The organism is Bacteroides sp. AF25-38AC (assembly GCF_003602995.1).
Classification (GTDB): Bacteria; Bacteroidota; Bacteroidia; order Bacteroidales; family Bacteroidaceae; genus Bacteroides; species Bacteroides uniformis.
Map to the genome: position 1 here is coordinate 36996 of NZ_QTMD01000016.1, position 25348 is coordinate 62343.

Annotated in this window: 23 protein-coding genes and 1 riboswitch; of the genes, 3 read left to right on the forward strand and 20 right to left on the reverse strand. The window is 49.0% G+C overall.

Annotated features, from left to right (window positions below):
* Positions 1-72: 72 nt before the first annotated feature.
* From DWY55_RS12370 to DWY55_RS12415, 8 genes are all read right to left on the reverse strand, one after another.
* The gene (locus tag DWY55_RS12370; RefSeq protein ID WP_009038161.1) at positions 73-1362 is read right to left on the reverse strand and encodes a sensor histidine kinase; all 1290 of its coding nucleotides are present in this window, start codon (positions 1360-1362) and stop codon (positions 73-75) included.
* Complete coding sequence (locus DWY55_RS12375; RefSeq protein WP_005832639.1) at positions 1359-2036, reverse strand: response regulator transcription factor; 678 nt, start codon at positions 2034-2036, stop codon at positions 1359-1361. Before DWY55_RS12375 ends, DWY55_RS12370 begins: the two co-directional genes overlap by 4 nt.
* 49 nt (positions 2037-2085) lie before the next feature.
* Positions 2086-2634 (reverse strand): DUF4738 domain-containing protein, encoded by a 549-nt coding sequence (locus DWY55_RS12380; RefSeq protein ID WP_005831701.1) that lies wholly within the window; start codon positions 2632-2634, stop codon positions 2086-2088.
* A gap of 60 nt (positions 2635-2694) precedes the next feature.
* A complete protein-coding gene (locus tag DWY55_RS12385; RefSeq protein ID WP_165859515.1) occupies positions 2695-3144 on the reverse strand; it encodes a DUF4890 domain-containing protein in 450 nt (149 codons plus the stop codon).
* A 136-nt stretch (positions 3145-3280) separates the two neighbouring features.
* Positions 3281-3508 (reverse strand): DUF4248 domain-containing protein, encoded by a 228-nt coding sequence (locus tag DWY55_RS12390; RefSeq protein ID WP_005831704.1) that lies wholly within the window; start codon positions 3506-3508, stop codon positions 3281-3283.
* 126 nt (positions 3509-3634) lie between these two features.
* On the reverse strand, positions 3635-4114 hold the full coding sequence (locus DWY55_RS12395; RefSeq protein WP_009038158.1) for an HU family DNA-binding protein: 480 nt from the start codon (positions 4112-4114) through the stop codon (positions 3635-3637).
* Positions 4115-4360: 246 nt separating this feature from the next.
* Positions 4361-4570: a 4Fe-4S binding protein gene (locus DWY55_RS22630; protein ID WP_080597342.1), complete on the reverse strand. Its 210-nt coding sequence runs from the start codon at positions 4568-4570 to the stop codon at positions 4361-4363.
* A gap of 487 nt (positions 4571-5057) precedes the next feature.
* On the reverse strand, positions 5058-5678 hold the full coding sequence (locus DWY55_RS12415; RefSeq protein WP_009038156.1) for a DsbA family protein: 621 nt from the start codon (positions 5676-5678) through the stop codon (positions 5058-5060).
* A gap of 293 nt (positions 5679-5971) precedes the next feature.
* Between DWY55_RS12415 and DWY55_RS12420 the strand changes: the two genes are divergently transcribed.
* The gene (locus tag DWY55_RS12420) at positions 5972-7480 is read left to right on the forward strand and encodes a DUF3843 family protein (RefSeq protein WP_243633661.1); all 1509 of its coding nucleotides are present in this window, start codon (positions 5972-5974) and stop codon (positions 7478-7480) included.
* A 150-nt stretch (positions 7481-7630) separates the two neighbouring features.
* On the opposite strand, the gene DWY55_RS12425 is transcribed toward DWY55_RS12420, so the two are convergent.
* Complete coding sequence (locus tag DWY55_RS12425) at positions 7631-8317, reverse strand: potassium channel family protein (protein ID WP_117878467.1); 687 nt, start codon at positions 8315-8317, stop codon at positions 7631-7633.
* Positions 8318-8322: 5 nt separating this feature from the next.
* Entirely contained in the window at positions 8323-10152 is a 1830-nt protein-coding gene (locus DWY55_RS12430) for a TrkH family potassium uptake protein (RefSeq protein ID WP_117878465.1), read from the reverse strand.
* Between the two features lie 133 nt (positions 10153-10285).
* Between DWY55_RS12430 and DWY55_RS12435 the strand changes: the two genes are divergently transcribed.
* Entirely contained in the window at positions 10286-11653 is a 1368-nt protein-coding gene (locus DWY55_RS12435; RefSeq protein WP_005831725.1) for a TrpB-like pyridoxal phosphate-dependent enzyme, read from the forward strand.
* On the opposite strand, the gene DWY55_RS12440 is transcribed toward DWY55_RS12435, so the two are convergent.
* The 10 genes from DWY55_RS12440 to DWY55_RS12485 all read right to left on the reverse strand — a co-directional run bounded on the left by DWY55_RS12440 (position 11650) and on the right by DWY55_RS12485 (position 23541).
* Positions 11650-13248, reverse strand: a complete 1599-nt coding sequence (locus DWY55_RS12440) for a ClC family H(+)/Cl(-) exchange transporter (RefSeq protein WP_120178096.1) — start codon at positions 13246-13248, stop codon at positions 11650-11652. The two genes, DWY55_RS12435 and DWY55_RS12440, sit on opposite strands and share 4 nt — an antisense overlap.
* A 72-nt stretch (positions 13249-13320) precedes the next feature.
* Positions 13321-13497: a DUF4250 domain-containing protein gene (locus DWY55_RS12445; RefSeq protein ID WP_005832662.1), complete on the reverse strand. Its 177-nt coding sequence runs from the start codon at positions 13495-13497 to the stop codon at positions 13321-13323.
* Positions 13498-13616: 119 nt separating this feature from the next.
* Positions 13617-15170 (reverse strand): carboxypeptidase-like regulatory domain-containing protein, encoded by a 1554-nt coding sequence (locus tag DWY55_RS12450; protein WP_005831730.1) that lies wholly within the window; start codon positions 15168-15170, stop codon positions 13617-13619.
* Positions 15167-16027 carry a FecR family protein gene (locus DWY55_RS12455; protein ID WP_117878463.1) on the reverse strand — a complete coding sequence of 287 codons (861 nt, stop codon included), beginning with the start codon at positions 16025-16027 and terminating at the stop codon, positions 15167-15169. The genes DWY55_RS12450 and DWY55_RS12455 overlap by 4 nt, the downstream gene beginning before the upstream one ends.
* Complete coding sequence (locus tag DWY55_RS12460; protein WP_009038152.1) at positions 16024-16575, reverse strand: RNA polymerase sigma-70 factor; 552 nt, start codon at positions 16573-16575, stop codon at positions 16024-16026. The genes DWY55_RS12455 and DWY55_RS12460 overlap by 4 nt, the downstream gene beginning before the upstream one ends.
* A 51-nt stretch (positions 16576-16626) precedes the next feature.
* Entirely contained in the window at positions 16627-17889 is a 1263-nt protein-coding gene (locus tag DWY55_RS12465; protein ID WP_009038151.1) for a carboxypeptidase-like regulatory domain-containing protein, read from the reverse strand.
* Positions 17890-18122: 233 nt separating this feature from the next.
* Positions 18123-19151 (reverse strand): iron ABC transporter permease, encoded by a 1029-nt coding sequence (locus DWY55_RS12470; protein ID WP_008665021.1) that lies wholly within the window; start codon positions 19149-19151, stop codon positions 18123-18125.
* Between the two features lie 81 nt (positions 19152-19232).
* The gene (locus DWY55_RS12475) at positions 19233-20366 is read right to left on the reverse strand and encodes an ABC transporter substrate-binding protein (RefSeq protein WP_035448897.1); all 1134 of its coding nucleotides are present in this window, start codon (positions 20364-20366) and stop codon (positions 19233-19235) included.
* 5 nt (positions 20367-20371) lie between these two features.
* Positions 20372-21472, reverse strand: a complete 1101-nt coding sequence (locus tag DWY55_RS12480) for a YncE family protein (protein WP_005831744.1) — start codon at positions 21470-21472, stop codon at positions 20372-20374.
* Positions 21473-21525: 53 nt separating this feature from the next.
* Positions 21526-23541: a TonB-dependent receptor plug domain-containing protein gene (locus DWY55_RS12485; RefSeq protein WP_034526139.1), complete on the reverse strand. Its 2016-nt coding sequence runs from the start codon at positions 23539-23541 to the stop codon at positions 21526-21528.
* Positions 23542-23599: 58 nt separating this feature from the next.
* Positions 23600-23799, reverse strand: a riboswitch (cobalamin riboswitch).
* A gap of 100 nt (positions 23800-23899) precedes the next feature.
* Here DWY55_RS12485 and DWY55_RS12490 point away from each other — a divergent pair.
* Positions 23900-25132, forward strand: coding sequence for a Cof-type HAD-IIB family hydrolase (locus DWY55_RS12490; protein ID WP_005831746.1), 1233 nt, complete (start codon positions 23900-23902; stop codon positions 25130-25132).
* Positions 25133-25348 lie beyond the last annotated feature (216 nt).

Consider the following 25348-nt stretch of genomic DNA (forward strand, 5'->3'; position numbering starts at 1 on the left):
ACTAATAAATTTCATATTATTCACACTGCAAATAACGGTAGAGAATTAGGAAAGATTTGGGAACAATCGCAGTTAACGGTAAATTTCACTTTCTTTAACCAGACGGAAGGTATGCATACCGTCTTGCCATTCATACGTGAGCTTCAATGAAGACGACAACGCAATGGAACGCGCTATGGCAAGCCCCAGTCCGGTGGAGTCCTTCTTGCCATCCATGCCATGATAGAAACGCCGGAACAACTTCTCTCCATCCAAAGGAACATCACCCGTATTCTTTATGACCAGCGAAGTTGGAGTGGTAAGTACCTGCAACTCTCCCCCTTCCCTATTGTGCAGCAACGAATTCTTCACCAGATTGGAAACCAGTATTTGCGCCAGCGAATGGTTGCAACGGATAATAAAAGGCTGCTCCTCCCGTTTTCGTATCAGTCTCACCTGCTTATGTTCATAGATATCCATCAGGTCGGGCAAGAGTTCATCCAATATCTCATCCACCGAGACATCCTCCATCTCGGTATACTGCCCGTTCTCTATACGGGAAAGCAACAGCAGGGACTTGTTCAGTTTTACGGCACGCCCCAGCGTGGCATATATCTCGTCCAGCTGCTCCATTTGCTGTTCCGTCATCCCTTCACTCTCAGCCAGCAGTTCCACTTTTCCCCTCACGATGGCAAGCGGTGTCTGCAACTCATGCGAGGCATTCTCGATGAACTGCTTCTGCTCCTCGTATGCCTTGTAGCTGCGGTTGCCCATATCCAATGCAGCATCGCTCAGCTGGCGGAACTCCCGTATCTTCGTCGGGTTGTCCAATGGAGGCACCTCCTTGCCGGGCTGAATGCAGTGCAGCCAGTCAAGCAACCTATGTAACGGACGGAACACTCCCTTCAGCACCAACTGGATGCCGATGGAAGTACAGATGAGAAACAACAGGAACAGCGCTCCCAGATACCAAAGCATAGCCTCCACCATGTCATCCCGCTCCAAAATGGAAATCATCAGTTTCAACTCATAATATTGCCCGTCGGGCATACGGAAAGCGGTACACATGACACGTACCGGTTCGTCTTCATCCTCCAGTTCGATATAAACCGTAGCATCATAGAACACTTGTCTGTAATGCCGCCCTTCCTCTTCGGATATAGGAGTGAACTTATAGAAAGACATCAACGAGCCTTCCGTTTCGAGTATCGAGGGGTCGTGAAGCGCACTCTCCATCAATATCTCACCGTAATTCTCCAACGTATCGTCCGTCTCATCCACCACCTCGTCAATGATTGCGTAATAGAACAGCACACCCCACACTGCCATCAACAGAAACAGCAGCAATGCAAGTTTGCGGTAGGTGTAGCTCAGCAGCTTCATAGTTCGGAGAGTTTGTAGCCGAATCCATAGACAGCCTTTAATTCTATGGTAGCCTCAGCTTGTTTCAATTTCTTACGCAGATTCTTCACTTGCGAGTAGATAAAATCCAACGAATCCGCCTGGTCTATATTGTCTCCCCACACCGACTCGGCAAGGCTCATTTTATTGATGACCCGGCCGGGGTTGACTACAAAATAATAGAGCAGGTCGAACTCCTTGCGGTTCAGCTGCAAGGGTTTTCCGTTTATCTCTACCTGCCGTTTGTCGGGGTAGAGCAAAAGATTTCCAAGGGTGACGGTCACATCTCCCTTCGCCTGCCGCCGACGTATCAATGACTTGACACGTGCATTGAGTTCTGCCAGATGGAAAGGCTTTGTAAGGTAATCGTCGGCTCCCAGTTCCAGCCCGTCCACCTTGTCGTCCAGCGAGTCTTTGGCCGAGATAATAAGCACACTGTCACTGCGGTGCAGCCGTTTCAGCTCACGCAGCAAGTCCAGACCGCTCCCGCCAGGCAACATGATATCCAGCAAAATGCAGTCGTAATCGTAGTCATTGATTTTATCCAATGCCGAAAAATAGTCGGCAGCGGTCTCTACAACAAACTTTTCTTTCAAGAGCGAAGTGCGGATGGTTTCCCGCAAATCTTGCTCATCTTCTACAATCAGGATTTTCATACCGGCAAAGATGGTCTATAAAACTGGAAACAATCTGGAAAACTATCCACTAATCAATGCTGTCTGTCTGATAGTCCTCCATCAGTTCTTCTTTTGCCATGGAGATTTTCCCGTCAGCCGTAATGGTCAGTCTGATGGGAACATAAAGGTCGGATTGCGGATAGCAGACGCTCGCCGCGTATATGATTCCTTGCGGAGTGGTCTTGTCATAGACCAGCCCCTCAAGAATGGAGTACTTCATGAACTTGGCATCCACCAACGAAGCAAAATTATCTTTGGTGAACACTTTATCCACCACCTGCTTCCCGCCGCACGTGATGCGCAAGGTGATACGGTTATCCACAAATTTCTCCCCCTGCTCGTTTTTCACTATCGGCAGAGATTCATCCGGCCGGCGCACTACAGAAGACTGATACTCTTTTCCCTTATACGTAAAGGATGTTTTTACATCAGACACCTGCATGCGCTGTGGGCCGGCAATTTCTGTACTATCCTGCATCAATACCTGCGTACCGTCTTTCTTATTCTTGTCTTGCGACGAACAAGCAGTGAAGAAGATGACCGATGCACACACTAAAATATAGACTATATTCTTCATCGTTCTGTTTTTTAGTAGTTGACCGGACAAAAATAGTACAAATTGAATGCAATAGAAAATTTATTTTCTTTTAGATTCCATTTTTGCTTTTCTATCCTGCACTTTCTTGCTGTATGCAGCATATTGTTCTTCCGTCATAATCTTCTGGAGTTGTGAATCATAAGCAATACGGGCAGTCTTCATCTCTTCACGCTTCTTTTCCATCTCCGCTTTTTTCTGCGCGCGTTGCTCATCCGTCAATTGATGGCGCTTGCCATCTCTCTTATGATGCTTGTGTGCTTTGGCACGATGCATCGGCATATCTCCCATTTTCTCAACCAATGCCAGATTTGCCTCCAGCAGTTGTTGTTTCTGCGTATCGTTCAAGGAGTACTCTTTCACCATCCGTTCCGTCATGCGCTCGGCACGGACTTTCGGTTCGGGCATTTTATCACTGTGGTGGGCATGTTGTGCCATTGCCATGCCACCCATCAGGAAGGCGGCCATCCATATCAGAACTATTCTTTTCATCATTTTTCTCTTTTTTTAATTAATACCTTATGTTAGTTATACCTATTGTGTTGCAACGTATCTATGACAAAAACAAAAGCGGGAAGTTTAACCGCAACTTCCCGCTTTAACATAATAAATGAGGTTGAAAAGAATATTAAGGTTCGTCCAGATACTGTACGATAAGACTCACCTGCTTCGGCATGAATGTCCGTGTCCTTACATTGTACCCGGTATGCGCCAAGGCTTCATACAGTTCATGATTCCGTTTTATCCACCGCGTCAGGGTGCGGATGGCGCAACGTGCAGTAGCATTGGGGCAATAGAGGCATGCCAAATCTTTCTTTTTATAAGTCGTGATACGAAAGCCATTTTCTGTTTCCATAGCAGTTTGTCTGATTTTTAAATGATTGATGTAAAGATACGATATTCAAAAGGCGAAGTCAAGTATTTCAAGGAGAATATGAACCTTTTTCTGAGAAAGTTCATATTCTCCTTATTTACAGAATGTTTATCCTAACGGATTTTCTCCCTGGTCGCCATCGGAACCGCCGCCATCCGGATTTGGTTTGGAGCTACCCCCGCCAGAAACGGTGCCGTTGCCCGACCAATCCATCTTCTCTACGCTGGCGCGGGTCAGCATATCCTTAAAGTAGAAGCCCGGGGTGAAGATAATCTTGCGGCGATAAATCGTGCTTGCCTTCACATCTTCCAGCTTGTCCTGGCTCTTGGCGTTGATGCCGGGACGGAAACAGCCGAACTCACCCAGCTGTACCGAAAATCCCTTGTTGATATCCATATTCAAGGTGTCGATCAATCCGTCCAGCACCAACTTCACCACACCGCGAGGCGCCATGCCTATCTTGGAAACCTCGTCGCATAAATCCTTAAAACCTACCACACCCAAAGTTTTCATCTGCGCCACGTACTTTTCCGTTTTTGTCTCGTCAAAACCGAATACTCTCTTTTTTACTTCATAATTCAAAGCCATAGTTTTTTAATTTTAAATTGATTAATAAAAGTCGGTCTTGTTCGCTCGTCAGTCTGCAAAACCAGTTTCTTTGTGACCACGATGCAAAGATACAACGGGCAGAAAACGGGGTGGTGCTTTAACGGAGGTTTAAGGAGGTTTTCGTAGGATAAAAAAGGATATTGGAGAAAAAGAAAGGAACTGATAGACAATGACTAAGAAATTTTATTCCTTAATCATACATTGTTTTTATCCTTTACGGCATCTTTAATTGACAGCGTAAAAAAGTTCAAGTTCTTTTCTCTCTGAATTTGCGCTTGCAAACTCCAAACTCTTTTTTCCCAAAAATGGATAGTGGTAGTTTCGTGAGCCGACAGGACATAGGGCAATGCACCTTCCACATGAAATACATTGACCTTCATCTGTCTTTATGGGGTTCTCCGACGCAATGGCACGTGTCGGGCACTCTTCCTGAATAGGACGGCACGCCTACGACCAACAATTCATCGCGTCCCAATCTCAAACCGGGGGATTAAAACATTACTCGTAATGTCATGTTGGATATTATCGGCGTGCAGCTGCTTGACGATACCCTGCACGATGGCTTTGGTAGTAAATGTAGCACTGAAAAAAAACAGAATGGACTTTATGTATCTCCATAAATCTTAATTTATCCGATTAAATTTCTAATAACCGTAAATTTATTGGTATCCGTTCAAGGTCAGGCAGAAGAAGTCACTGTCATCATACGGATAATCGTATTCGATGGGGAGTTCTTCTTTCTCTATTTTCTTGGATCCGGCTTTCTCATAAAACAGATGTGCTCTGTCCGTATTCTTGGGGGTGTCGAGAATGATTTACCTCCAGCTTTTTCAATATGCGGGATAACAGCCCTTTATCCATATTGAGCTCACGGGATATGTCCTTTGCATTTCGATTCGGATGCAAATACACATCTTGAATTTTACCTCTTTCTGGCATACACCACACTCGGCCCCATCCCATGCCTCATCAGCATCCCCTCTTCTATAAACCTGTTCAAATCGACAACAGCCTGCTTATAACTACGTCCTGCCAGCCGTGCATACTGGGAGCGATTGATGCAGGGATACTGCTGCAAATACTCATCCAGCAACTGCCAGCGCTGCTCCACGCCCAACGCCTCATCGGCAGACGAAGCAGGCGCCGATGTCGATTGCGGACAACGCTCCAACTGCATCTTACCTTTCAAATCCTTATAGAACTCCCTGCCCAGACGGAAATTCAACCCGCGCAAAGCGATGGAGGCAGCACGAAGCTCTTTCTTGTCCGTCGCCTGGCGGGTACAACTCAAAGAGGGGGTGAAGTAACCCAGTTCGCCCAGCTCCACCGTCCAGCCATTGGCAAGGCAGTCGCGCAACTCATCCATAAAGCCTGCCATCGCTCCTTCCAGCAGGCTGCGGCTGAGACCGGTGAAAAGATGTACACGCTCGATAAATTCCTTGCGGTCGATGGTGCCCTTGGGGACAAAGCGGGCATAAAGGGATTGTTGCTCGCCGGTCTGGCGGACGTCGGGTTTCTCGAAAAGGTCGTAATACGCACTCATATATATTCTGTTTTTAAATGGTCCTGCAATTCCGTCATTTCTTCTTCCACGGCATTAAGGAGAAGAAATGCTATTCTTTAATCATTCCACCATGGAGAAAATATCATTCCACCACGGAAGAAAAATCGTTCCACCATGGTAGAACGATTTTTTCCACACGATGGAACGATTTAATAGTAGCATACAAATATACTAATCGAAAGGAGGAAAAACAAGAAAATTCCCATAAAAAACATATCTTTACGCTGGAAATGAAACATATAAAAAATACACACCAAACTCACTTTAGAGTCATGAAGAAAATATATCCCAAAAAATGGTTGGAACTGCATCCGTACAAGCAGACAAACAGCGTTGACCAGTACTACGTCGGCATTGCAAACGAAATCCACAAAAGACTTTACTCTTCAACGATAGCCGACGCCTTCGAAGAAGAGGAAAACATACGCTATACAAGCCTCTGCCTCGCCGCATGGTTTGAGGACGTCATCTCCCAGACCGGCATCTGGCAGGCATTCACTGCCGAGTGCCGGAAGCGATACGGAGCCTATCTGCCCTTCTACCCCATCAAAGGCGATTATTTTCCGGATGAAATCAATCTGGAGGACATACGCTTTCTGCTTTGGCACCATATACAATATCTGTGCCGGGGAATAAGCGCCATCAACCCCGAGAATCCCGGAATAGAGCAGACTGCACAAGAGATATACGGACTGCTTGCAGAGGAATACGAAACCGCTCCCGAAAATGAAAGGATGCAGGAATTTCTATACCACTCTGCCATGGGAGAAGAAGACTTCTTCCGCTACCGGGAGATACTGGATTGGTTTCACTACCAATGCTACTTCAACATCGAAAATGTCGCCCAATGCCGGGACGAAGCTGAACGGTTGCTGGATGATGAAAAGATTACTCCCGAAATGGCAGAGACCCTCATATATGCCACACGCACCTCACTGACGTTCAAAGGGCGCCGCAACCTGCTGTCGCTGACCTCACCGGAATGGCTGGCTCTCATCGGCAATGCCCATCCCGAACATCAGCTTTGGGGCAAGGTGAAGGTACGGGAAAACAGTTGTTATCTGCTGGAGAAAGAAGATGACAGGTATCTGTACGTCAAAGATTTGTGCAGTGAGGACGAAGGCGAATTCAAGATAACCAAGAAGTCCTTGAACCTTTCGGCCATCCGTAGCCGAGAGGTAGGGAAAAGCACCCTTATCTGCGAACTGATTTATTTTGGCAACGCATGGTGGCAGTGCGGCATGCTTCTCGAGAACAAGTACAACCAGAAAATGGCGGAATATGTGGACGACTTGACGAAACAGAAAGAAAAGACGAATGAAAAGGCTGCATTCCATGATTTCATAAAAGCATCCGGCGGGAAATCTTTTGTATTCTGCCAATCGCAAGAGGAGATTTCTGATTTTCTGCTGAACAAGATGGGATACGGCTTGAAAGAAGACCTGGACATACCACGCATACATACAGAAACCGGAGCCATGCTGATGGCCAACCCGCACACCGGCCTACATATCCAATTCAAGCTGTGCGAATGCATCAAATCTCCGGACAACCCCAATTATAATAAGGAGGAAGCAGAGAAAAACGCCATTATGTTCATCGTCAACCCAGACATTATCCCTTACCAACTGAGTTGCATCCTGCAAGACGAAGGCATGCTTCCGGATGCTTATCTGAACAGTTTGCAAGGAAAAGAATACGGACAAGAGTTCATACGCAAGAATGCACACTTCCTGACTGATTATTTCCATTATCGGTGTCGGGAGAAGGACTTTGATTAGTTGAAAATGGAGGTGTGTTAAAATTCACCACAGATTACACGGATTAACACAAAATGAACTTAATCTACTGATAATCAAAGATGCTTATCTGTGCAAATCTGTGTAATCTGTGGTGAATACCACTTTTGACACATTTCCAACTACCAATTATCATAGTGCTTTCCAGAACTTCTGGAAATCCTTATACCGTCCGTAGCACACTAACTGGTCGCCGGCTTGTATCTGGTCATTTTCCGGCAGTTCGTTCAGTACATTGTGTTCCACATACGAGACGCCCAGGCAATTCTTCAAAGTCTCGGCACGTTTCAAGGCGAGCATCTTCAGGCCAAACTCCTTATCGAGATTCAATTCGTTGGCATAATAGCCAATGAACCTGTCCGGAACGGTGAACTTGACTACATAATAATCCGGTGCCACGCGGAAGGTCTCCATATCGGCACCGAATTCCAGCAACTGTACCAGTCCGCGTGCGGCATCCTCCTCGGGAGTAAGAATGCGTTCCAGCTCAAAAGCCTCGAGCACGGAACGGTGGACAGCGTCAATGGCGCGGGCATAGATATGCTGCACCTTCTTCTGCTTCAGCAAAGCCACTACACGGATGGATGCACCGAAATTCTCGCCGATGGCAACAATCACCACATCCACACTGTTCAGCGGCAACACGGACAAGGCCTGCTCGTCCGTAGCGTCGATGACAAAGGCTGTGGCAATCTTTTCCTTCAGACTATCCACCCGGCCGACGCTCACGTCCGCACCTATCACTTCGTGCCCCAGTGCAGAAAGCTCTTCTGCCAGCACGTGACCATAATTCCCTAAACCGATAATAATATACTTCATCTTATTTAATTGATTATAATCTGACCACTCGGATACTGATACTTCGTATGCTTCTTCTGCTTGATGATGCCAAGCATCAGCGTAATTAGTCCCACACGCCCCACAAACATCAGCAGTGCCACCAGCAGCTTGCTGTCGTCTCCCAACCGTGGGGTAAGGTTCAAACTGGACCCCACCGTGCTCAATGCCGACACACACTCGAAGGTAATGGCCAAAAGCGACGTACCCGGCTCCAGCATACTGATGATGAAAACAAACAGCAACAAGACGCCGAACGACATCACCACCGTGGCATTGGAACGACGGATGGAATCATGTGACAGCTCACGGCCAAACACCTCTACCCGTTCCGTGCCGCGCAACACAGCCACCAGATTCAGCACCACTACCGCAAAGGCATTTACCTTGATACCGCCTGCCGTAGACTGTGAACCGCCTCCCACCCACATCAGAAACAGATATATAAGCAATGTCTGTACCCCCAAGCCTGCCAAGTCCACACTGGTAAAGCCTGCCGTACGGGGACACGTGGCATTGAAAAACGCCTGCGTCCACTTGTCGGCCACCGACATGCCGGCGAAGGCGGCATTCCACTCAAAGACAGCAATGCCCACCGTGCCCAGTACCAGCAGCAGGAAGGTGACTATCAGTACAATCTTTGTATTCAGGTTGTACAGATGGTAAAAACGCTTGCCGTCCCAATGCCACGTACGCAGAAAGTGCCACAGACGACGCAGATGGTAAAGAATAATATCCTTGAAATTCACCAGTATGGGGAAACCGATACCCCCCAGAATAATCAGCAGAGATATATAGATGAAGAACGGGTTGTGCCCCGTCATCACCAACGGATTGCCCAGATTTCCGGGCAACGTGGAGAATCCCGCATTGCAGAAAGCGGAAATGGCATGAAAAGCAGAAAAAGCCAGCTCTTCTTGAAGGTCCATCCCCATCGTCCCGTGGATGTCTCCCCAGATAGCAAGCATCCCTATTCCTTCAATCACCAGCGTAAAGGCCAGAATATAGACCAGGGTGGAGAGCAGGGAATTCAAGGAATTGGAACTCACCATGTCGCGCACCACCAACTGATTGTACAACGAGGTATTACCCATGAAGAACATGGCAAAGAAGCTCGTCAGTGTCATCACTCCCAGACCGCCTATCTGAATCAGCAGAATGATTACCACAAAACCGGTCGGGGTAAAAGTGGACGCCACATCGACAGACGTCAGCCCCGTGACGCACACCGCACTGGTGGATATGAACAGCGAGTCGACCCACGATATGCCGTTCGTCGTGCAGCGCGGCAACATCAACAGCCCCGTGCCTATCATTATGATTATCAGGAAACTTGCAGCCAGAATAAGCGAAGGGTTCGTACGCCGCCCCAACAACCGTACCAGCCCGTTGGAAAGGCTGAAAAAGGAAAACACCAGCAGCAGGACAAGATGATAGGCCTTGCCATGCAGAAATTCCCAGAACTGCAAGATGGCGCCCTCCTCCTCCGGACGATGGAAAATGACCGGGATAAGGGTCAGATAGAGCAGAATGGTCAGTATCCAGGTGAGCTTACTGAAGGTGCGCCGGGTATCCTTGTATTCCAGCAAAATGCGAAGGGTGACATCTACCAGAAAAACAATCCACACCCCATGGTACAAGCGTTGGAGCTGATGCGCCTCGACCTCTGAAATCGTAAAGCCATGCTCATAGACCACGCCGACAATCAGCAGGATGGAGGCCAAATAAGTGATGGAAGTCATTACTCCCACTGTCATCCGTACGTAAGGGTGAATCCATTTATTTTGATACAAAAGGAATTTATGATAAATCTTCATAAATGCATCGATTAATGAAACGCGGCAAACTTAGACAAATATACCTTGATATACAAAAAACAAAAGGAAAAAGAAATTGGTTCAAAAATAATAGCTACATTTGGGCATTGAATTATTAATAATTTTAACCACTATGAGCAACAAAAAGAAAAGATTCATTCTCCCGGAAGAGGAAATCCCACAGTACTGGTATAACATACAAGCCGATATGGTGAACAAGCCCATGCCACCGCTTCACCCCGGCACCAAGCAACCGCTGAAAGCAGAAGACTTGTATCCCATCTTTGCCGAGGAACTCTGCCGCCAGGAACTGAATCAGACCGACACGTGGATTGAAATCCCCGAAGAGGTCCGCGAAATGTACAAATACTACCGCAGCACTCCGCTGGTGCGCGCTTATGGATTGGAGAAAGCGCTCGGCACACCGGCACATATCTACTTCAAGAACGAGAGCGTCAGCCCGATGGGCTCGCACAAGCTGAACTCCGCCATCCCGCAGGCATACTATTGCAAGCAGGAGGGAGTGACTAACGTGACCACCGAAACCGGTGCCGGACAATGGGGAGCTTCCCTGGCATATGCCGCCCGCCTCTTCGGACTGGAAGCCGCTGTCTATCAGGTAAAAATCAGTTACGAGCAAAAGCCCTACCGCCGCAGCATCATGCAGACATTCGGTGCGCAGGTTACCCCGTCTCCCTCCATGTCTACCCGCGCCGGAAAAGATATACTGACCGCCCATCCCAACTATCAGGGCTCACTGGGAACAGCCATTTCCGAAGCCATAGAGCTGGCACAGACCACTCCCAACTGCAAATATACCCTCGGCTCCGTATTGAGCCACGTGGCCCTGCATCAGACCGTCATCGGACTGGAAGCCGAAAAGCAGATGGAAATGGCGGGTGAATACCCCGACACCGTCATCGCTTGCTTCGGAGGAGGTTCCAACTTTGGTGGTATCGCCTTCCCCTTCATGCGCCACAACATCCTCGAAGGAAAGAAAACACGCTTTGTCGCCGCCGAACCTGCTTCATGTCCGAAGCTGACACGCGGTAAATTCCAATACGACTTCGGAGACGAGGCCGGATACACTCCGTTGCTGCCCATGTTTACACTGGGACACAACTTTGCCCCTGCCAATATCCATGCCGGCGGCCTACGCTATCACGGTGCAGGTGTCATCGTATCACAACTGCTGAAAGACGGTTATATGGAAGCGGTGGACATCAAGCAGCTCGAATCATTCGACGCCGGTTGTCTGTTTGCGCAAGCAGAGGGCATCATCCCCGCCCCCGAGTCCTGCCATGCCATTGCCGCCACCATCCGCGAAGCAAACAAATGCAAGGAAACGGGTGAAGAGAAGGTGATTCTGTTCAACCTTTCCGGTCACGGACTTATCGACATGGCATCCTACGACAAGTATTTGTCCGGCGATTTAGTGAATTACGAGCTGACGGATGCCGACATCCAGAAGAATCTGGACGAGATAGGCAATCTGGCTTAATAGATATTCGCCATACTGACAAGCGGTTCATAGAGTTTCTCTATGTCCTGCGAGTCCATCTCAATCTGTACCTGGTCCCCCGGAATCAAACGAGTTCCTGCGGGGACCAGATTTTTTCCATCCCGATGTACATTGATAATGACGCAACGCTCCGGCAGGGACAGTTCGTCCACCAGTTTCCCGTCCAGATAAGAATCCGTCATAATCTCCACTGAAAGCGTATAGCGTTTCTCTTCTTTAAAATCGGGAGCATAAATCATATCTTCATAGAGGGAGACGTTGGAAGGCTTCATTTGCAGAAGTTCCGTAAAATAGTAGGTCAACCCACCAACAACCACCGAAGGGTAAAAGACCTCAAAATGCCCCGTAATCTCCGTAATCAGCACAATGGCCGTGAGCGGTGTACGGACCACGGCCACCAGAAAAGCCGACATGGAAACAAGCATGATATAACTGACATTCTCTTGCCCGATGACACCGTACCTCACTCCTACCAGACCGACAATCTGTCCCAACAACCCTCCCGTAACCAGCGTCGGAATGAAACTGCCGCCCGGCAATCCGGAAGAGACAGAGAAAACGGAAAAGACGAAATGCAGCAACATGACAGCCGTCACCCACATAATCTGCGTACTGCCGTTCTGTGCCTGGGCCAGCAGAAACTGCTCCCCGCCTCCAGTCAGATTGACCTGCATCAGCGAAATGATGTAGGCCACCAGCACCAGATAGAACATCTTGACATACGCCGGAGAATTGACTTTGGCATACACATGCCTGAAAGCATTCATGGTGGAGGAGTAGAACTTCCCGCATACGGAGACAATCACCGCCAATATCAAGAAATACTTCATCTGGACAAAGAAGGCGAAAACCGGTTCCGTTACTTCTATCAGATGGTAAGGATTCACAGGAAAGACCATGCTTGCCACGGCTCCTGCCACAACACCCGCCAGCAAGGTAGTGATGGCCGTCTTAGGGGCATCGAAGCGTTCAATGGATTCTATTACAATGAGCGAGGAAGCCAGTGGCGCTGCAAAAGCCGCAGCGAGCCCCGCTCCCGCCCCGGCTGCCAGCAACTGTTTCTGTTCGCCTTTCAGGATATGAGTCCAGCGGGATACCAGGCTACCCACATAAGAGCCTATCTGCACGGAAGGCCCTTCGCGCCCCAAAGACAACCCCGCCGAGAAGGACAGAATGCCCCCTACAAACTTGGATACCATCTCGATGAAAGGATGCCGGTAAGTGATGCGCCCGTTAATCACGCCGCGTGTCTGCGGAATACCTCCCCCGCCGATAAGCGGCATTTTCCCCACGAGCCACATGACGAAGACGAGAATGCCCCAAGAAAACAGAAAGAGTGGAATGTGCCAGTACCAGGCCGGATGCGAAGCGAAGAAACCACTGCGGAGGTGGAACAGATAATAGAGAAGATAGTGATAGGGCACAGCGACCAGTCCCGTCAGCAAACCGACGAACATGCTGACGAAATACAACCGGGCATCCACCAGCTTCAACTTCCAGATGTGCCAGCCGCGTACTGTTTTCCAGTTCTTGACCCTCGTCCAAAGACGTTCTGCCTTATCCCATAGTTCCATAACAAAACAACTCCCGTTAACTTGCGCTTTACAACAACAAGCAACGGGAGTTGTTTTATACAGAAACATTATTTACCAAAATCTGTTCTTTGCAGGATTATACTCAAATCCCACGAGCTTCAATTTTCGTACAATGTCCTCTTTCTCTACGTTCATATCCTCGCAGAGCGCGTCCAGCGAAGGATAGAAATCACGCAGTTTCATGTTGATGAAGCTGTACAGCATCACCGGGTCCTCAGGTAATCTCATAGTTACAATCTTTAAATTTAAACTAATACCGGGGACAAAATTACAATAAAAAAACAAAATAGAGATAATTTTAGTGTAGAATATACAACCTACCCACCGCAAACGATTGAGGGCCATGTTTACGGAGCTTCCGTCTGCTCTATCTTCAGGGAGACCTTCTCGATAATCTTTCCAAGCTCCTCTTCCAGCGGAATCACATTGAAGTCGCCCCAGAAATCGGCGTCATACTTGAAGTCGGTTTCAGAGAAGACGGTATGCACCGGCAACCGTTCCGCACGCGGGAAGCGCGTCACGTTCTCCCCGTCAATCCGGCAGGTCACCATCTCGAACCAGGTATACAGAGTGGGATTACTGAAGAGCATGCGTTTTCTCTTCATCTTGAAGTAAAGGTCGCCACGGATGTGGTGGACATAATAGGTACCGTTCCAGGGTTTGTATGAGACGGTATAGACAAGTTTCTCCGTTGTCAGCCTGATTTTCGGAGCCTGGCGTATCACGAAAAGCCGTGTGGCGGCCTTCACATACCGGGGATGAATTTCGAAGCGGGCACGCAGCAAGGCGCTGTTCTCCGAGTCTATATAGAGTTCTCCGCAGAACAAAGGCTCCTTTACCCCACGTTTCTGCTCAAAATAGACGACGTTGGCAGTACGGTCGTCCACCGATACGATGTCGCCCGAAGTATAGGTATAAAGTTCCTCGCCGGATTCCAGCAAGAGGAAGTCTGGAAGATTCTTCATGATGTCCAACTGCAGACATGCCTCCACCCCGGAGCTGATTTTGGCAAGCACACTGTCCGTCTGCTCCCGGTTATCTATCTTGCTCATCTTGAGCAGTTTCACCTGGTCTTTCTGTCCGGGTTCCATCGTCGGTGATTTGTAGACCTTGAAAACGGCCTCCGTCAGGCTCTGGAACTTGTTCTTCAGTTGTACACCTTCCCGGTAGAAGGTGGTCAGATAGACCGGAGAAGTGGAGCAGTTCCTATCCCGGTGCTCTATCATCTCGCGAAGCAGCTTTTTAGGCTCCACCAAGCGGATAAGCACTTCTTGCAAGGAAATGACTTTCGGCTCAAGGCTCAGGACATTGCTGCGTCCTTCCAAAGCAGAGGCTTCCACCGTTTGCCCCACATAACCCAGATGGGAGAAGGAGAGCATGCAGCGCCTCAACGAGTCGGGCAGGTTGAGCCGGAATTCACCGTTCTGGTTGGTAATGTTACCCAGTGAGGTTCCTTGTGCGATGACCGACGCACTGACGACGGGCTCTCCCGTCTCCTTGTCCAGCAGGATTCCGGCAATGGTGGAATATGCCGGTCGGGGCGGCAGGGGTACCGTTTCTTCCATACTCTTCCTTTCTGCCGCCCGTGTTATCAATATATGGTTGCCTAATACCTTCAATTCGAGGTTCCGGCTGCCGGTTATCCTATGAATGGCCTGCCTCACGGAACACTCCTGCTTCCTGACCCTCACCACTGAGTCGTTATGGATGACCTTACTATCATAGATAAACAGATAGCCGGACTGCTCCGAGACTTTCCCCAACAGCGCATAAACCGTTCCCTTCATTCCAGGCAGCCGGACGATGCGGTCCAGCACATCGCCTCCGTCCGCTCTTGCACTGCCTGCCAGGAAGAAAATGAAGAGTGGCAAATGGAGAATGAAGCATTTCATTGAATTCATTGTTCCGACAATATCAGTCTATTGCCCTGACGTGTACACTTCAAGTCGAACGTCCAGCATATCAGCTCGGCCACAGACTCCGGGGAGTTATTCGAAAATTCGACCGTCAGCCGCCGTTTGCCCAGGGTTGGCGACGCGGCTTCTATCTGCCAGCCGGCAGACTCCTTATTGATGGCACGCAGCACATCCTCCAGGCACTCGTCCTTGAAACGGATGTTGCTGGTGTAGCGGTCAAAGAGCTCCGGATTCTCCGTCTCGCTGACGAGCAGACTGCCCCCCTGCAAGATAACCGTTTCTCCCGCCTCTACAAAGACCGTCTGTTCCTCTTGTTTCAGCAGCACCTTCACCTTCCCGCGCTTCACGGACAAGCTGAAGGGGAGCCCTTCATTGCTCCTGACATTGAAAGCCGTGCCCAGTACCTCCACACGCACCCTCGCCGTCTCAATCGTAAAAGCCTGCTCGGGTTTCTTTGCCACATCGAAGAAGGCTTCACCCTGCAGGTTCACTTCCCGCTTGTCTTCCGCAAAATGTTCGGGATACTTCAGCGTGCTTTCCTGCGCCAGATATACCACCGAACCGTCTTCAAGGGTCTTGACCAGTGTGGGCTTCTCCCGGTTCTCCTCCGTCAGCAAGCTACGACTGTCCCCACCTTGTTCCGGTACGGCCCACCATGCGGCAAAACATACGATTCCGGCAATCACGGCTGCCGAAACGCTCCCCCACTTGAGGTAAAGCCTGCGGTGCGTTGCCGAAGCGTGTTCCGCATCTGCCGGCAGCAGGCAGTCCGTTTCGAAGCGGGCATAAAGCCGTACCCATGCCTCGTCGGTCCTTGTCTTCTTTTTATCTACTTCCATCATTGTGTCCGGATATAATTATCAATTTCATTTCGTAAGGTTCGGAGTACCTTGGTCATTTCCGCTTCCACCGTCTTGACGGACAACGAAAGCGACAAGGCAATCTCTGCATATTTCTTCCCCTCCATGCGGTGCATCCTGAAAATCTGCTGCCGGCGCCGGGGCTGCTTGTCGAGCGTATGCCGGATGAGGGTCTGAAGTTCCTCGTATTCCAAATGCGCGTGGGGGTCGGACGAATAGCCCGGCCCGGACTCCGTACGGACAGATGCCCGATAGCGCTCCTTGACCTCCTGATGCTCACAAAACTGCACGGCTTCATTCCTCACAGAACGGTAGAGATAGCTTTTCACGGACTGGAATACTTGTAACCGCTCCCGGTTCTTCCACAGCACGTAGAACAGCTCCTCCACAATTTCCTCGGCAGACGCCGTATCACCCGTGATGCCCGCAGCATACCAGCAAAGAGGGGAATAATACCGGCGGAAGATTCCTTCGAACGCCTTTATATCGCCCTCCTTTATTCTGGCCAGTATCATCAGTTCGTCCAGCATACACGGTGTTTTTTCTCGGTTGCTCCAAATATAAGGAAAACTATCAGATAATCAATTGGATTGTTTCCGCAATTTGCTGACTGCATTCTCCAGGGATTCCGTAGGTTCTATGATATTGTAGTTCCTCCAGAAGTCTTCGTTCCAGTACTCATCCACCAGGTCGTAGAATACCTGCTTCCGTTTGAAGGTGTTCTTGTTGGAGATGCCGGAGAGAGGGCTTTCCGTCCTGTCGGTCACCACCATTTCAGAGAAAGCGGTGTAGCTGGAGGAGAACAGCCTTTTTTTCCAGTCGCATTTAAAGCGGATGACATTCCGTATATAGTTCAGGTAAGTCTTGGCCCCCTGCTGCTTGTAGGTCACCAGATAGGTGACTTCCTGCGGGCGGAACCGTAAGCCGACGGGCTTCTTATGCAGAATGGCCTCCACTGCCTTCACCCGATTTGCCATGTCCAGGCCAAACTCGGCACGTGTAAAGGAAAGCCGTTCGTAGTCTATATACAGTTTCCCGATGAACAAGGCATACATCAGGCTGACCCGCGGACGGAAGCTGACCACATACTGCATGCGGTTATCCAAATTGACGGGGTCCTCCATACGGAATTCATAATAGTCCAGATTGTCCGTGCTCAACAGCGCATCGCCATTCTTCACAATGTCCAGATAAAGGGACAAATTGGGACCTCCCACCACTTTCACAGCCAGCGTGTCACTCTGCTTTTGGCTCAGCAGGCGGCGGCCTTTCAGCAGCTGCACCTTGTCGCGGTCTACATCGCGGGAGTTATAATCCGTCTTATAGACATCCATCACTGCCTCGGACACGCTGATATAGCGGCGGCGCTTCTGCACGGTTTCCCGATAGAAGGCGGTCAGCATGTTGTCATTGCCAGAATAATTTACTGGAATTTTCTTGATGGCCTCTTCCACTATGACGCGGGGATTATTGCCATAGACCACAATCTCGCTCAAAAGATTGGGGGCCGGTATCATCCAGATGGTCAGCTCGCCCGTTTTTTCAAGTTCTTCCAGAGAGAGGTGTGTAGTGAGATAGCCGATATGGGAGACTTCCAGTCCACGGAAAGCTTCCGCTTCCGCTACTTTCAAGGAGAATGTGCCGTCGGCATTGGTCACCGTTCCGATATTGTTGCCGACAACAGAGACGTTCACGTTTTCGAGTTTCTTCCTGCTGTCCTTGTTCTTGACCGTACCGGTGATGACGAGCTCGTTCACTGCCGCGTCCTGCGCCATCAACGGGGTGATACCCGAAGATAAGAATGCAAACAAACACCCAAGTGTAAATCCTACAAAGTTTTTCATAAGGCATGTTTTTAAGGGGTTTCTATTAATAAGAGCGGTGAGGAAGATAAAACCCTATAGAATGGAGAGAAAAATACAAAAAAAGTAGCACGTTGATAATCAGAGAGAAATTTTGCCAAGACATTGCCATAGGTTTGGCAAAACGTTGCCATGCCTATGGCAAAAGTTTGCCAACGCGGTGGCAAAGTCTTGCCAATAGTAAGGCAAAAACTTGTCAAGCTGTCGGCAATAGCTTAGTTGAATTGTTGGGGCTTCCGCTGGCTCAGAATAACGTAGATGATGACCGGCGCACCGATAATGGGCGTGACGGCATTCAAGGGAATAATACCCGCTTCGCCGGGCAAGACGCAAATCAGATTGCAAAGCAGTGCCACTGCACCGCCACTCAGGATGGTGACCGGCAATAGGGAATTGTGATTGGTTGTCCCCAATATCATGCGGGCCACATGCGGCACGGCCAGGCCAATAAAGGCGACCGGACCACAGAAAGCGGTGGTGACAGCCGTCAAGAGCCCGGTGATAATCAAAAGCCAGTTGCGCACACGGCGGATATTGACACCTAGATTTTCGGCATAGCGCTCTCCCAGCAACAAGGCGTTCAGGGGCTTTATCAACAATAATGAGCCGAACAGTCCCACAATGGTGACCAGCGCAAAGGCCGGCATCTGCTGTAGGGAAACTCCACCGAAGTTGCCCAGCCCCCATATCATATAGGACTGCACCCCCTCTGCCGTAGCAAAGAAGTTCAGCAGGGCAATGGCCGAAGAAGCGATGTAGCCTATCATGATACCCGTTATCAGCAGCATGATATTGCTCTTTATCAGCGTGGAAAAGAAAAGGATAAGTGCCATAATCAGCATGGCTCCGATAAATGCGCCAAGCAGTACGGAGAAGAAGCCGGACAGACTGAACGCCCCTGCCGTGATGCTACCGCCAAACAGCAGCATGACGAAGGCCACTCCCAGACTTGCCCCGGCGTTGATGCCCAGAATGGATGGTCCTGCCAGCGGATTCTTGAAAGCCGTCTGCAACATCAGTCCGCAGACAGCCAATGCGCCACCGCAAAGCAGCGCCGTCAGCGCTTGGGGCAAACGGGATTCCCAAAGGATGAAGCTCCAGCTTGCCTTCTCCCCCTCTCCACCGAGCAGGATACGGAAAACATCGGCAGGCGGAATCGAAACCGACCCTACCAGCAGATTGCCCGCAAAAAGCAATAAGATTACTACTCCCAACCCGATACCATATTTCCAGCCTTTACTCATAGTTACATTATTTAGCACACAGAGACACGGAGGCACAGAGTTTTCTATTACTTTCACAAAAGTTCCGTATCTCTGTGTTCATCACTCCTTCAGTCTGCAAAAATAGCGCAAGCCTCCCAAATCTCCTATTTCGGGATGCAGAATCTGTATCAGGTCGGATAACAAATAATCGGGACGGAACGGAGTCTCCTCGTAGAAAGGAACTTTCGCCGTATTACAACCATAGACATTCCGGGTCTTGAAAGCCTTGAAACCGGTGTAGCCGATATAATCCGCCTCCAAATCAGCATAGCTCATGTCGCGGTCACGGTTGTACTTCACCAGCCAGACGTCGGCATCGCCCGCCTTGTCGAAAACGGTCTCGAAAGCCAGAGGAACAGAGCCGCTGTGGGTATCGTCGGCAAAAGCGTAACGCCCGCAAGCATCCTGAAAAAGCCTTCCTATGGTGCTACGCCCTCCCGGCACGTACCATGCCGAGCCGCTTTTCAACTCACTGACAACGGAGAACGAGGTGGATGAAAGTTGCGCACGCATCTTGAGGCGTTGGTAACAACTGTCCACTTCAGCAAAAAGGTTGTCGGCTTGTGGCGCAACCCCGAAGAGCAGTCCGTAGAAACGCATCCACTCGGCACGTCCCAAAGCGGAGGTTTCCATGTAGTCGGCACATTCGATGATGGGAATATCCAGTTTCTCGATACGGCCATAACCGCCACTGTTCTCGAACGGAGACAGAAGGATGGCATCGGGATGCAGGTCGATGATGCGCTCCATATCGGGATTCATACCGTCGCCACAATCGGCGATGGTGCCCCGGCGGCAGGCTTCGTGAACGGTGGGCAGTTTGATGTACTTCAAGTCGCAGACACCGCCGATGCTACCAAACACACCCAGATTATCCATCAGTCCGCAGTGGACGGAAGAGTAGATGACTGATTTGGAGAGCGGGGTACGTACCACAGTACCTGCCGGAAGATGTGCCGGGAGTTCGCGGTCTTTCGGGACCAGTATATAGGTATGTAGCGTGTGCAACGTATCCCAAGGATTGCGCAAGGTGGCAAGGGTATAGCCGGGATAGGACACTAAGGTAAGATTCTCTGCATAACGTAAGGGAATGGTGTCACCGTTGGCCAAAGCAGAGGCAGTCTTGCCCCTTCCTCCGCAGGAGGAAAGAAACAGGACTGCGAACAGACAGATAAGTAAACTATTTCTTTTCATTGATATTAATTGAAGAAGATAGCAGAATTAGGATTCATACCTCCTGCATCGAACTGCTCTATAAAGGTACCGTCTTTCTTGAAACGATAAATGGTGCCGTTCGTGGTATATTCAGAAGTACCAATATAGAAATCACCGTTATTATCATTTACTTCCAACATATAAATCGTAGAAGTTTTCAACTTTTCCGGTATATCCTTCAAGAAAGAAGCTTCATCCATCTTTCCAGTCTTTATATTATAAGTAAAAAAAGAAGCGGTAGGATTGGTGTAATTTGAATAAGTCAAATAGAGAATATCATCAGTAGCACACATACGGGTGGCACTGCCTAATTCCGTCACCTTATTGTTGGCAGCAGGGTCTATCATCTGTAATGAATAGCCAATATCAACATAATTACCCCATGAAATCAAAAAAACCTTATCATCCTCTTCAACCAAAGCATTGGGGTTCAAACCTACCGTCAACGTCTCTTTCAACTTGAAAGTACGCAAATCTATCACCTTTACGTCATTGTGATAAGTGCTCCAATCAGCAGTACAGCTATTCGCCACATAAAGCATATCCTCGCAGATTGCCACACCTTCCAGATTGTCGCCAAGTCCGGTCAATTTATCCACTACCTCCAACGTTTTCGCATTGATTTTAGCTACAGCTCCTCCGTAGAAGGAAGCATAGATATATCCATCCTCAGCATCGATATAACGAATGCCTGCACTGAGGTCGTTGTCGTCTACAAACGAAACACGTTTCAACTCCACACCCGCAGCATTCAGCTTAGTCAGATAATTGGAACCACTTACAGCTATATATATTTCATCTTCATACTCAATCATACTCTGACCAAGGTCACCCAACTTGGCGTTGTTTTGAGTCTGGTAAATATCACTGATGAAATCCGCATCCTTATTGGGTGCATAAAAGGCAAGTCTTGCGTTATTAGCTCCCCAACCACCCTCATTCAGAATATAAACACGCGTCTGCGGCAGTGTCACCTTCGACCCGCCGTCATCCAGAGAATCGTCATCGTCGTCACTACAAGATGCCAAAGAGGCACCCAAAGCAAGCATGCAGAGCATACCGAATAATAAACTTCTTACTTTCATAATCACAGTTGTTATTGTTTATAATTAGTTTTTGTTGTTCATAAATAGATTATTCAAAACTTGAAAGTACCCGTCAACCGCCACGAACGACCCGGCATAGGATAATATTTTATCACGTCATACTGTTCATCGGTCAGATTTATAATCTCGGCCTGCAACAGAAGCCGGCAACCGCCCAAAGCAAACTCATGAGAGAGGCTCATCGTATGCTCCAGATAGCCCTCAATCTCATTCTCCGGAATGTTCTGCGACAAATAGTAACGCTTTCCCACTCCTACCGCCGAGTAGCCCACATTCACCCACGGCGTTTCTACAATGGCGGACGCGTTTCCGCTATGAAGAGGAGTATAAGGCAATTGGTCCTTATAGTTCTTCGCGTCGGAATCGGTCAGGTCAATGGCCTTTTGCCATGTATATCCGCCCGACATAATCAGTCTTATTTTCTCCGTCAATGGAACGGTTGCCGCCAAAGTGGCATCCACACCTGCGGCATGCACCTTGCCGTAGTTCGCCATCTTCCACGCATAGGTGGTGGGAAAAGCCACAATCTTATCCGTCACATCATTATAGTAACCGTCGAGCGTAACGGAGATATAGTCGAACACAGACAATCCGGATTTGCTCCATGTGATACCGACATTATATTCGTCTGCCTTCTCGGGTCGCAGATTACGGTTGCCCAGCCGGTAGTAATAGAGGTCGTTGAAAGTGGGCAGACGGAACGTACTCTTATACATCAACCGGAAATACAGCGACTCGTCCTGCCAAGGCTGCATACTGACTGATAAAGAGGGGGCAAAGCGATGGAAGTCATCGGGGACCGTACCTTTCTCGGCATGCTCCGAAGTGGCAGTATGCACCAGCGAAGCCGTGGCCGTGAGCCATCCTTGCCGGTAGCGTGCATTGAAGGCACTGATGGAAGTATATCTTGTAGGGAAAGGACATTCCGGCAAACTGTTGCGCAACTTGTTTATCACCCCATCCTGCGCCAACGAAAGGGTCAAAGCTTCCAAAGGACGGTAGAGAACGGTCGCGGAAATATAATATTCGTCTTGCCGGTGATTTTCCCGATAATATCCGTCGGCATATTCCTTGCCCTCATCCTTATATTGGTTCCAGCCATGATTATACTTTGCCTGTGCCTGCAAACTCCACCGGGGCGAAAAATGCTTCCTATAACGTGCCTGCACAAAAGTATTCTCATCCCAAAGCGTTTCATCGGAAAGGGGATTATAGAGCGTAACCGCCCCTGGAAGTCCCCGGCGGGAATAGAAGTAATAACCCTTCACATCCAGTTCGCTGTCATCCTTGAAAGTATGATAAAAGGTAGCTTCGCCCTGCCAGGAATAGATGCCGGAGTTGTTACGTTTCTCTTCCGTCACGTATTTCCCATTGACCAGCGTGAAAGGGTAATTACCGTCTGCCCTCATATAACCGGCATCTACCGCCACGCGTGTACGGCAGCCCAGTTTCTGCCACCAGCGCAGCGAGGGGCTGACCATGCCGAACGACCCTCCGCGCACCCGTGCCTGAAAAGCGGCATTGCGCCCGTCATCAAAATGAGGTTTTTCCGTCTCTATGCCCAGCACACCGGCCGACGCATACAAGCGGGCGGACTGCAACAAGTCCTCCGACTGCCCGATGGCGAGCGAAAGCATGGAAACATTGTCCAGCGAAAAACGCCCGATATCTATCTGCCCTGCCTGACAATTACTCACCGCCACCCCGTCATAACTGACAGCTGTATGGGCTGCTCCCATATTGCGTATGGAAACCGTTTTCAGTCCTCCAATGCCTCCATAGTCCTTTACATTGGCTCCGGCAAAACGGCGTACAGCATCTGCCATATTCTGTATTCCCAGCTGGCTGATATCCTGCCGTGACATCGTCTGTATGGGTACGGCAGAAGTCACTTTATTGGGCGACCTGCGTGCTGTCACTGTCACTTTCTCTATCTGATGCACTTTCCCCGTAATCGTATCTCCCCCCACCTCCTGGGCAGAGAGCCGGAGTATACTTGCACCCAATGAAACAGCACAGACCAGTAATACCTTAGTCCTTCCTGACATAGAATAAATGAAGATTATCTTAAACCATTTGCGCACTGCCCACTTTCCTCGAATGGACAATTTTTCGACTTTGTTTTGCAGGTCTTCTGACTCGTTCCCGGTACATCGCCTTCCCGTTCTTTCCGAAGAACAGTGGCACAAGTATGATACACCGAGCATGGAACTCACAGCAGCGGGACTGTTCGGGACTTTCACCCGATTCCCTTTTCATCCGCTTCTCCGGATAGAGAACGCGGAACAAAACGTGGACAAAGATAGGATAAATAAAAGAAGTTTCAGTAAACAATAAAACGAATATTACCGTTTTAACAGTCATTTTTTTAACTTTGTAACATAATAACCCCAAAATCGAGTTGCCATGAAATATAAGTTATTGGTTCTTGATGTAGATGGAACGCTACTCAATGATGAAAGAGAAATTAGTAAAAGGACATTAGCTGCTCTGCTAAAGGTCCAGCAAATGGGAGTGCGCATAGTTTTGGCATCCGGTAGGCCGACTTATGGATTGATGCCACTGGCCAAAACCCTCGAACTCGGCAATTATGGAGGGTTTGTTCTCTCCTATAACGGTTGCCAGATAATAAAAGCACAGAACGGAGAAATATTGTTTGAACGACGCATCAATCCGGAAATGCTGCCTTATCTGGAAAAGAAAGCCCGCAAGAACGGCTTTGCCATCTTCACCTACCACGATGATACCCTCATTACGGATAGTCCGGACAATGAATATATAAAGAATGAAGCCCTGCTAAACAATTTGAAGATAATCAAGGAAGATGAATTCTCTACTGCCATAGACTTCGCACCTTGCAAGTGCATGCTGGTGAGTGACAAGGAAAAAGCTCTGATAGGGCTGGAACAACATTGGGAAAAACGCCTGGCAGGTACTCTGGATGCTTTCCGTTCCGAGCCTTACTTTTTAGAGGTGGTGCCCTGCGGAGTCAATAAAGCGAATACGTTAGGCGCCCTATTAGAGCATTTGGGAGTAACACGGGAAGAAGTCATTGCCGTTGGAGATGGCGTATGCGATGTGACCATGCTCCAATTGGCCGGCATGGGGGTAGCTATGGGACATTCACAAGATTCTGTAAAGGTCTGTGCAGACTATGTGACCGCATCGAATGAAGAAGATGGAGTGGCCCTGGCCGTAGAAAAACTAATATTGGCAGAAGTGCGTGCAGCAGAGGTGCCTCTTGATTTACTGAACGAACGGGCACGACACGCATTGATGGGAAACTTGGGCATTCAATACACATACGCTTCGGATGAGCGCGTAGAAGCAACCATGCCGGTCGACTACCGTACCCGCCAACCCTTCGGCATTCTGCATGGCGGTGCCACCCTTGCCTTGGCAGAAACCGTTGCCGGGCTCGGCTCCATGATTATCTGCGAACCTGATGAGATTGTCGTGGGAATGCAAGTCAGCGGAAATCATATTTCTTCTGCACACGAAGGAGATACCGTAAGGGCAGTGGCAACCATCGTTCATAAAGGGCGTTCATCCCATGTGTGGAATGTGGACGTATTTACTTCCACCAATAAACTGGTTTCCTCTATACGGGTAGTGAATAGTGTTATAAAGAAAAGATAAAATAACTGTTATAAACTACGTAATGTAAATGCATGAAAATCAAAAGGGAACGAGGGGGTTAACCAATTCCTCGGTTTTATCCTTACTTTTGTAAACTATATTAGAGAGTTATCCCGAACAACAAAAAGAAAACGATGCAGATACGCAACAATACATTGATAACGGAATGTTCAGCTTATGATTTCAAGGAAATGTTGGAACGTAAGAAAGTGAAGT

Bases quoted from the DNA above. Each gene is read 5' to 3' on its own strand.
- DWY55_RS12475 (WP_035448897.1), bottom strand. From the start codon at position 20,366: ATGAAAAGAAATAGTTTACTTATCTGTCTGTTCGCAGTCCTGTTTCTT.
- DWY55_RS12445 (WP_005832662.1), bottom strand. From the start codon at position 13,497: ATGAGATTACCTGAGGACCCGGTGATGCTGTACAGCTTCATCAACATG.
- DWY55_RS12485 (WP_034526139.1), bottom strand. From the start codon at position 23,541: ATGTCAGGAAGGACTAAGGTATTACTGGTCTGTGCTGTTTCATTGGGT.
- DWY55_RS12490 (WP_005831746.1), top strand. From the start codon at position 23,900: ATGAAATATAAGTTATTGGTTCTTGATGTAGATGGAACGCTACTCAAT.
- DWY55_RS12480 (WP_005831744.1), bottom strand. From the start codon at position 21,472: ATGAAAGTAAGAAGTTTATTATTCGGTATGCTCTGCATGCTTGCTTTG.
- DWY55_RS12390 (WP_005831704.1), bottom strand. From the start codon at position 3,508: ATGGAAACAGAAAATGGCTTTCGTATCACGACTTATAAAAAGAAAGAT.
- DWY55_RS12395 (WP_009038158.1), bottom strand. From the start codon at position 4,114: ATGGCTTTGAATTATGAAGTAAAAAAGAGAGTATTCGGTTTTGACGAG.
- DWY55_RS12425 (WP_117878467.1), bottom strand. From the start codon at position 8,317: ATGAAGTATATTATTATCGGTTTAGGGAATTATGGTCACGTGCTGGCA.
- DWY55_RS12375 (WP_005832639.1), bottom strand. From the start codon at position 2,036: ATGAAAATCCTGATTGTAGAAGATGAGCAAGATTTGCGGGAAACCATC.
- DWY55_RS12430 (WP_117878465.1), bottom strand. From the start codon at position 10,152: ATGAAGATTTATCATAAATTCCTTTTGTATCAAAATAAATGGATTCAC.
- DWY55_RS12450 (WP_005831730.1), bottom strand. From the start codon at position 15,170: ATGAATTCAATGAAATGCTTCATTCTCCATTTGCCACTCTTCATTTTC.
- DWY55_RS12370 (WP_009038161.1), bottom strand. From the start codon at position 1,362: ATGAAGCTGCTGAGCTACACCTACCGCAAACTTGCATTGCTGCTGTTT.
- DWY55_RS12415 (WP_009038156.1), bottom strand. From the start codon at position 5,678: ATGAGTGCGTATTACGACCTTTTCGAGAAACCCGACGTCCGCCAGACC.
- DWY55_RS12385 (WP_165859515.1), bottom strand. From the start codon at position 3,144: ATGAAAAGAATAGTTCTGATATGGATGGCCGCCTTCCTGATGGGTGGC.
- DWY55_RS12435 (WP_005831725.1), top strand. From the start codon at position 10,286: ATGAGCAACAAAAAGAAAAGATTCATTCTCCCGGAAGAGGAAATCCCA.
- DWY55_RS12470 (WP_008665021.1), bottom strand. From the start codon at position 19,151: ATGAGTAAAGGCTGGAAATATGGTATCGGGTTGGGAGTAGTAATCTTA.
- DWY55_RS12440 (WP_120178096.1), bottom strand. From the start codon at position 13,248: ATGGAACTATGGGATAAGGCAGAACGTCTTTGGACGAGGGTCAAGAAC.
- DWY55_RS12420 (WP_243633661.1), top strand. From the start codon at position 5,972: ATGAAGAAAATATATCCCAAAAAATGGTTGGAACTGCATCCGTACAAG.
- DWY55_RS12455 (WP_117878463.1), bottom strand. From the start codon at position 16,027: ATGATGGAAGTAGATAAAAAGAAGACAAGGACCGACGAGGCATGGGTA.
- DWY55_RS12460 (WP_009038152.1), bottom strand. From the start codon at position 16,575: ATGCTGGACGAACTGATGATACTGGCCAGAATAAAGGAGGGCGATATA.
- DWY55_RS12380 (WP_005831701.1), bottom strand. From the start codon at position 2,634: ATGAAGAATATAGTCTATATTTTAGTGTGTGCATCGGTCATCTTCTTC.
- DWY55_RS12465 (WP_009038151.1), bottom strand. From the start codon at position 17,889: ATGAAAAACTTTGTAGGATTTACACTTGGGTGTTTGTTTGCATTCTTA.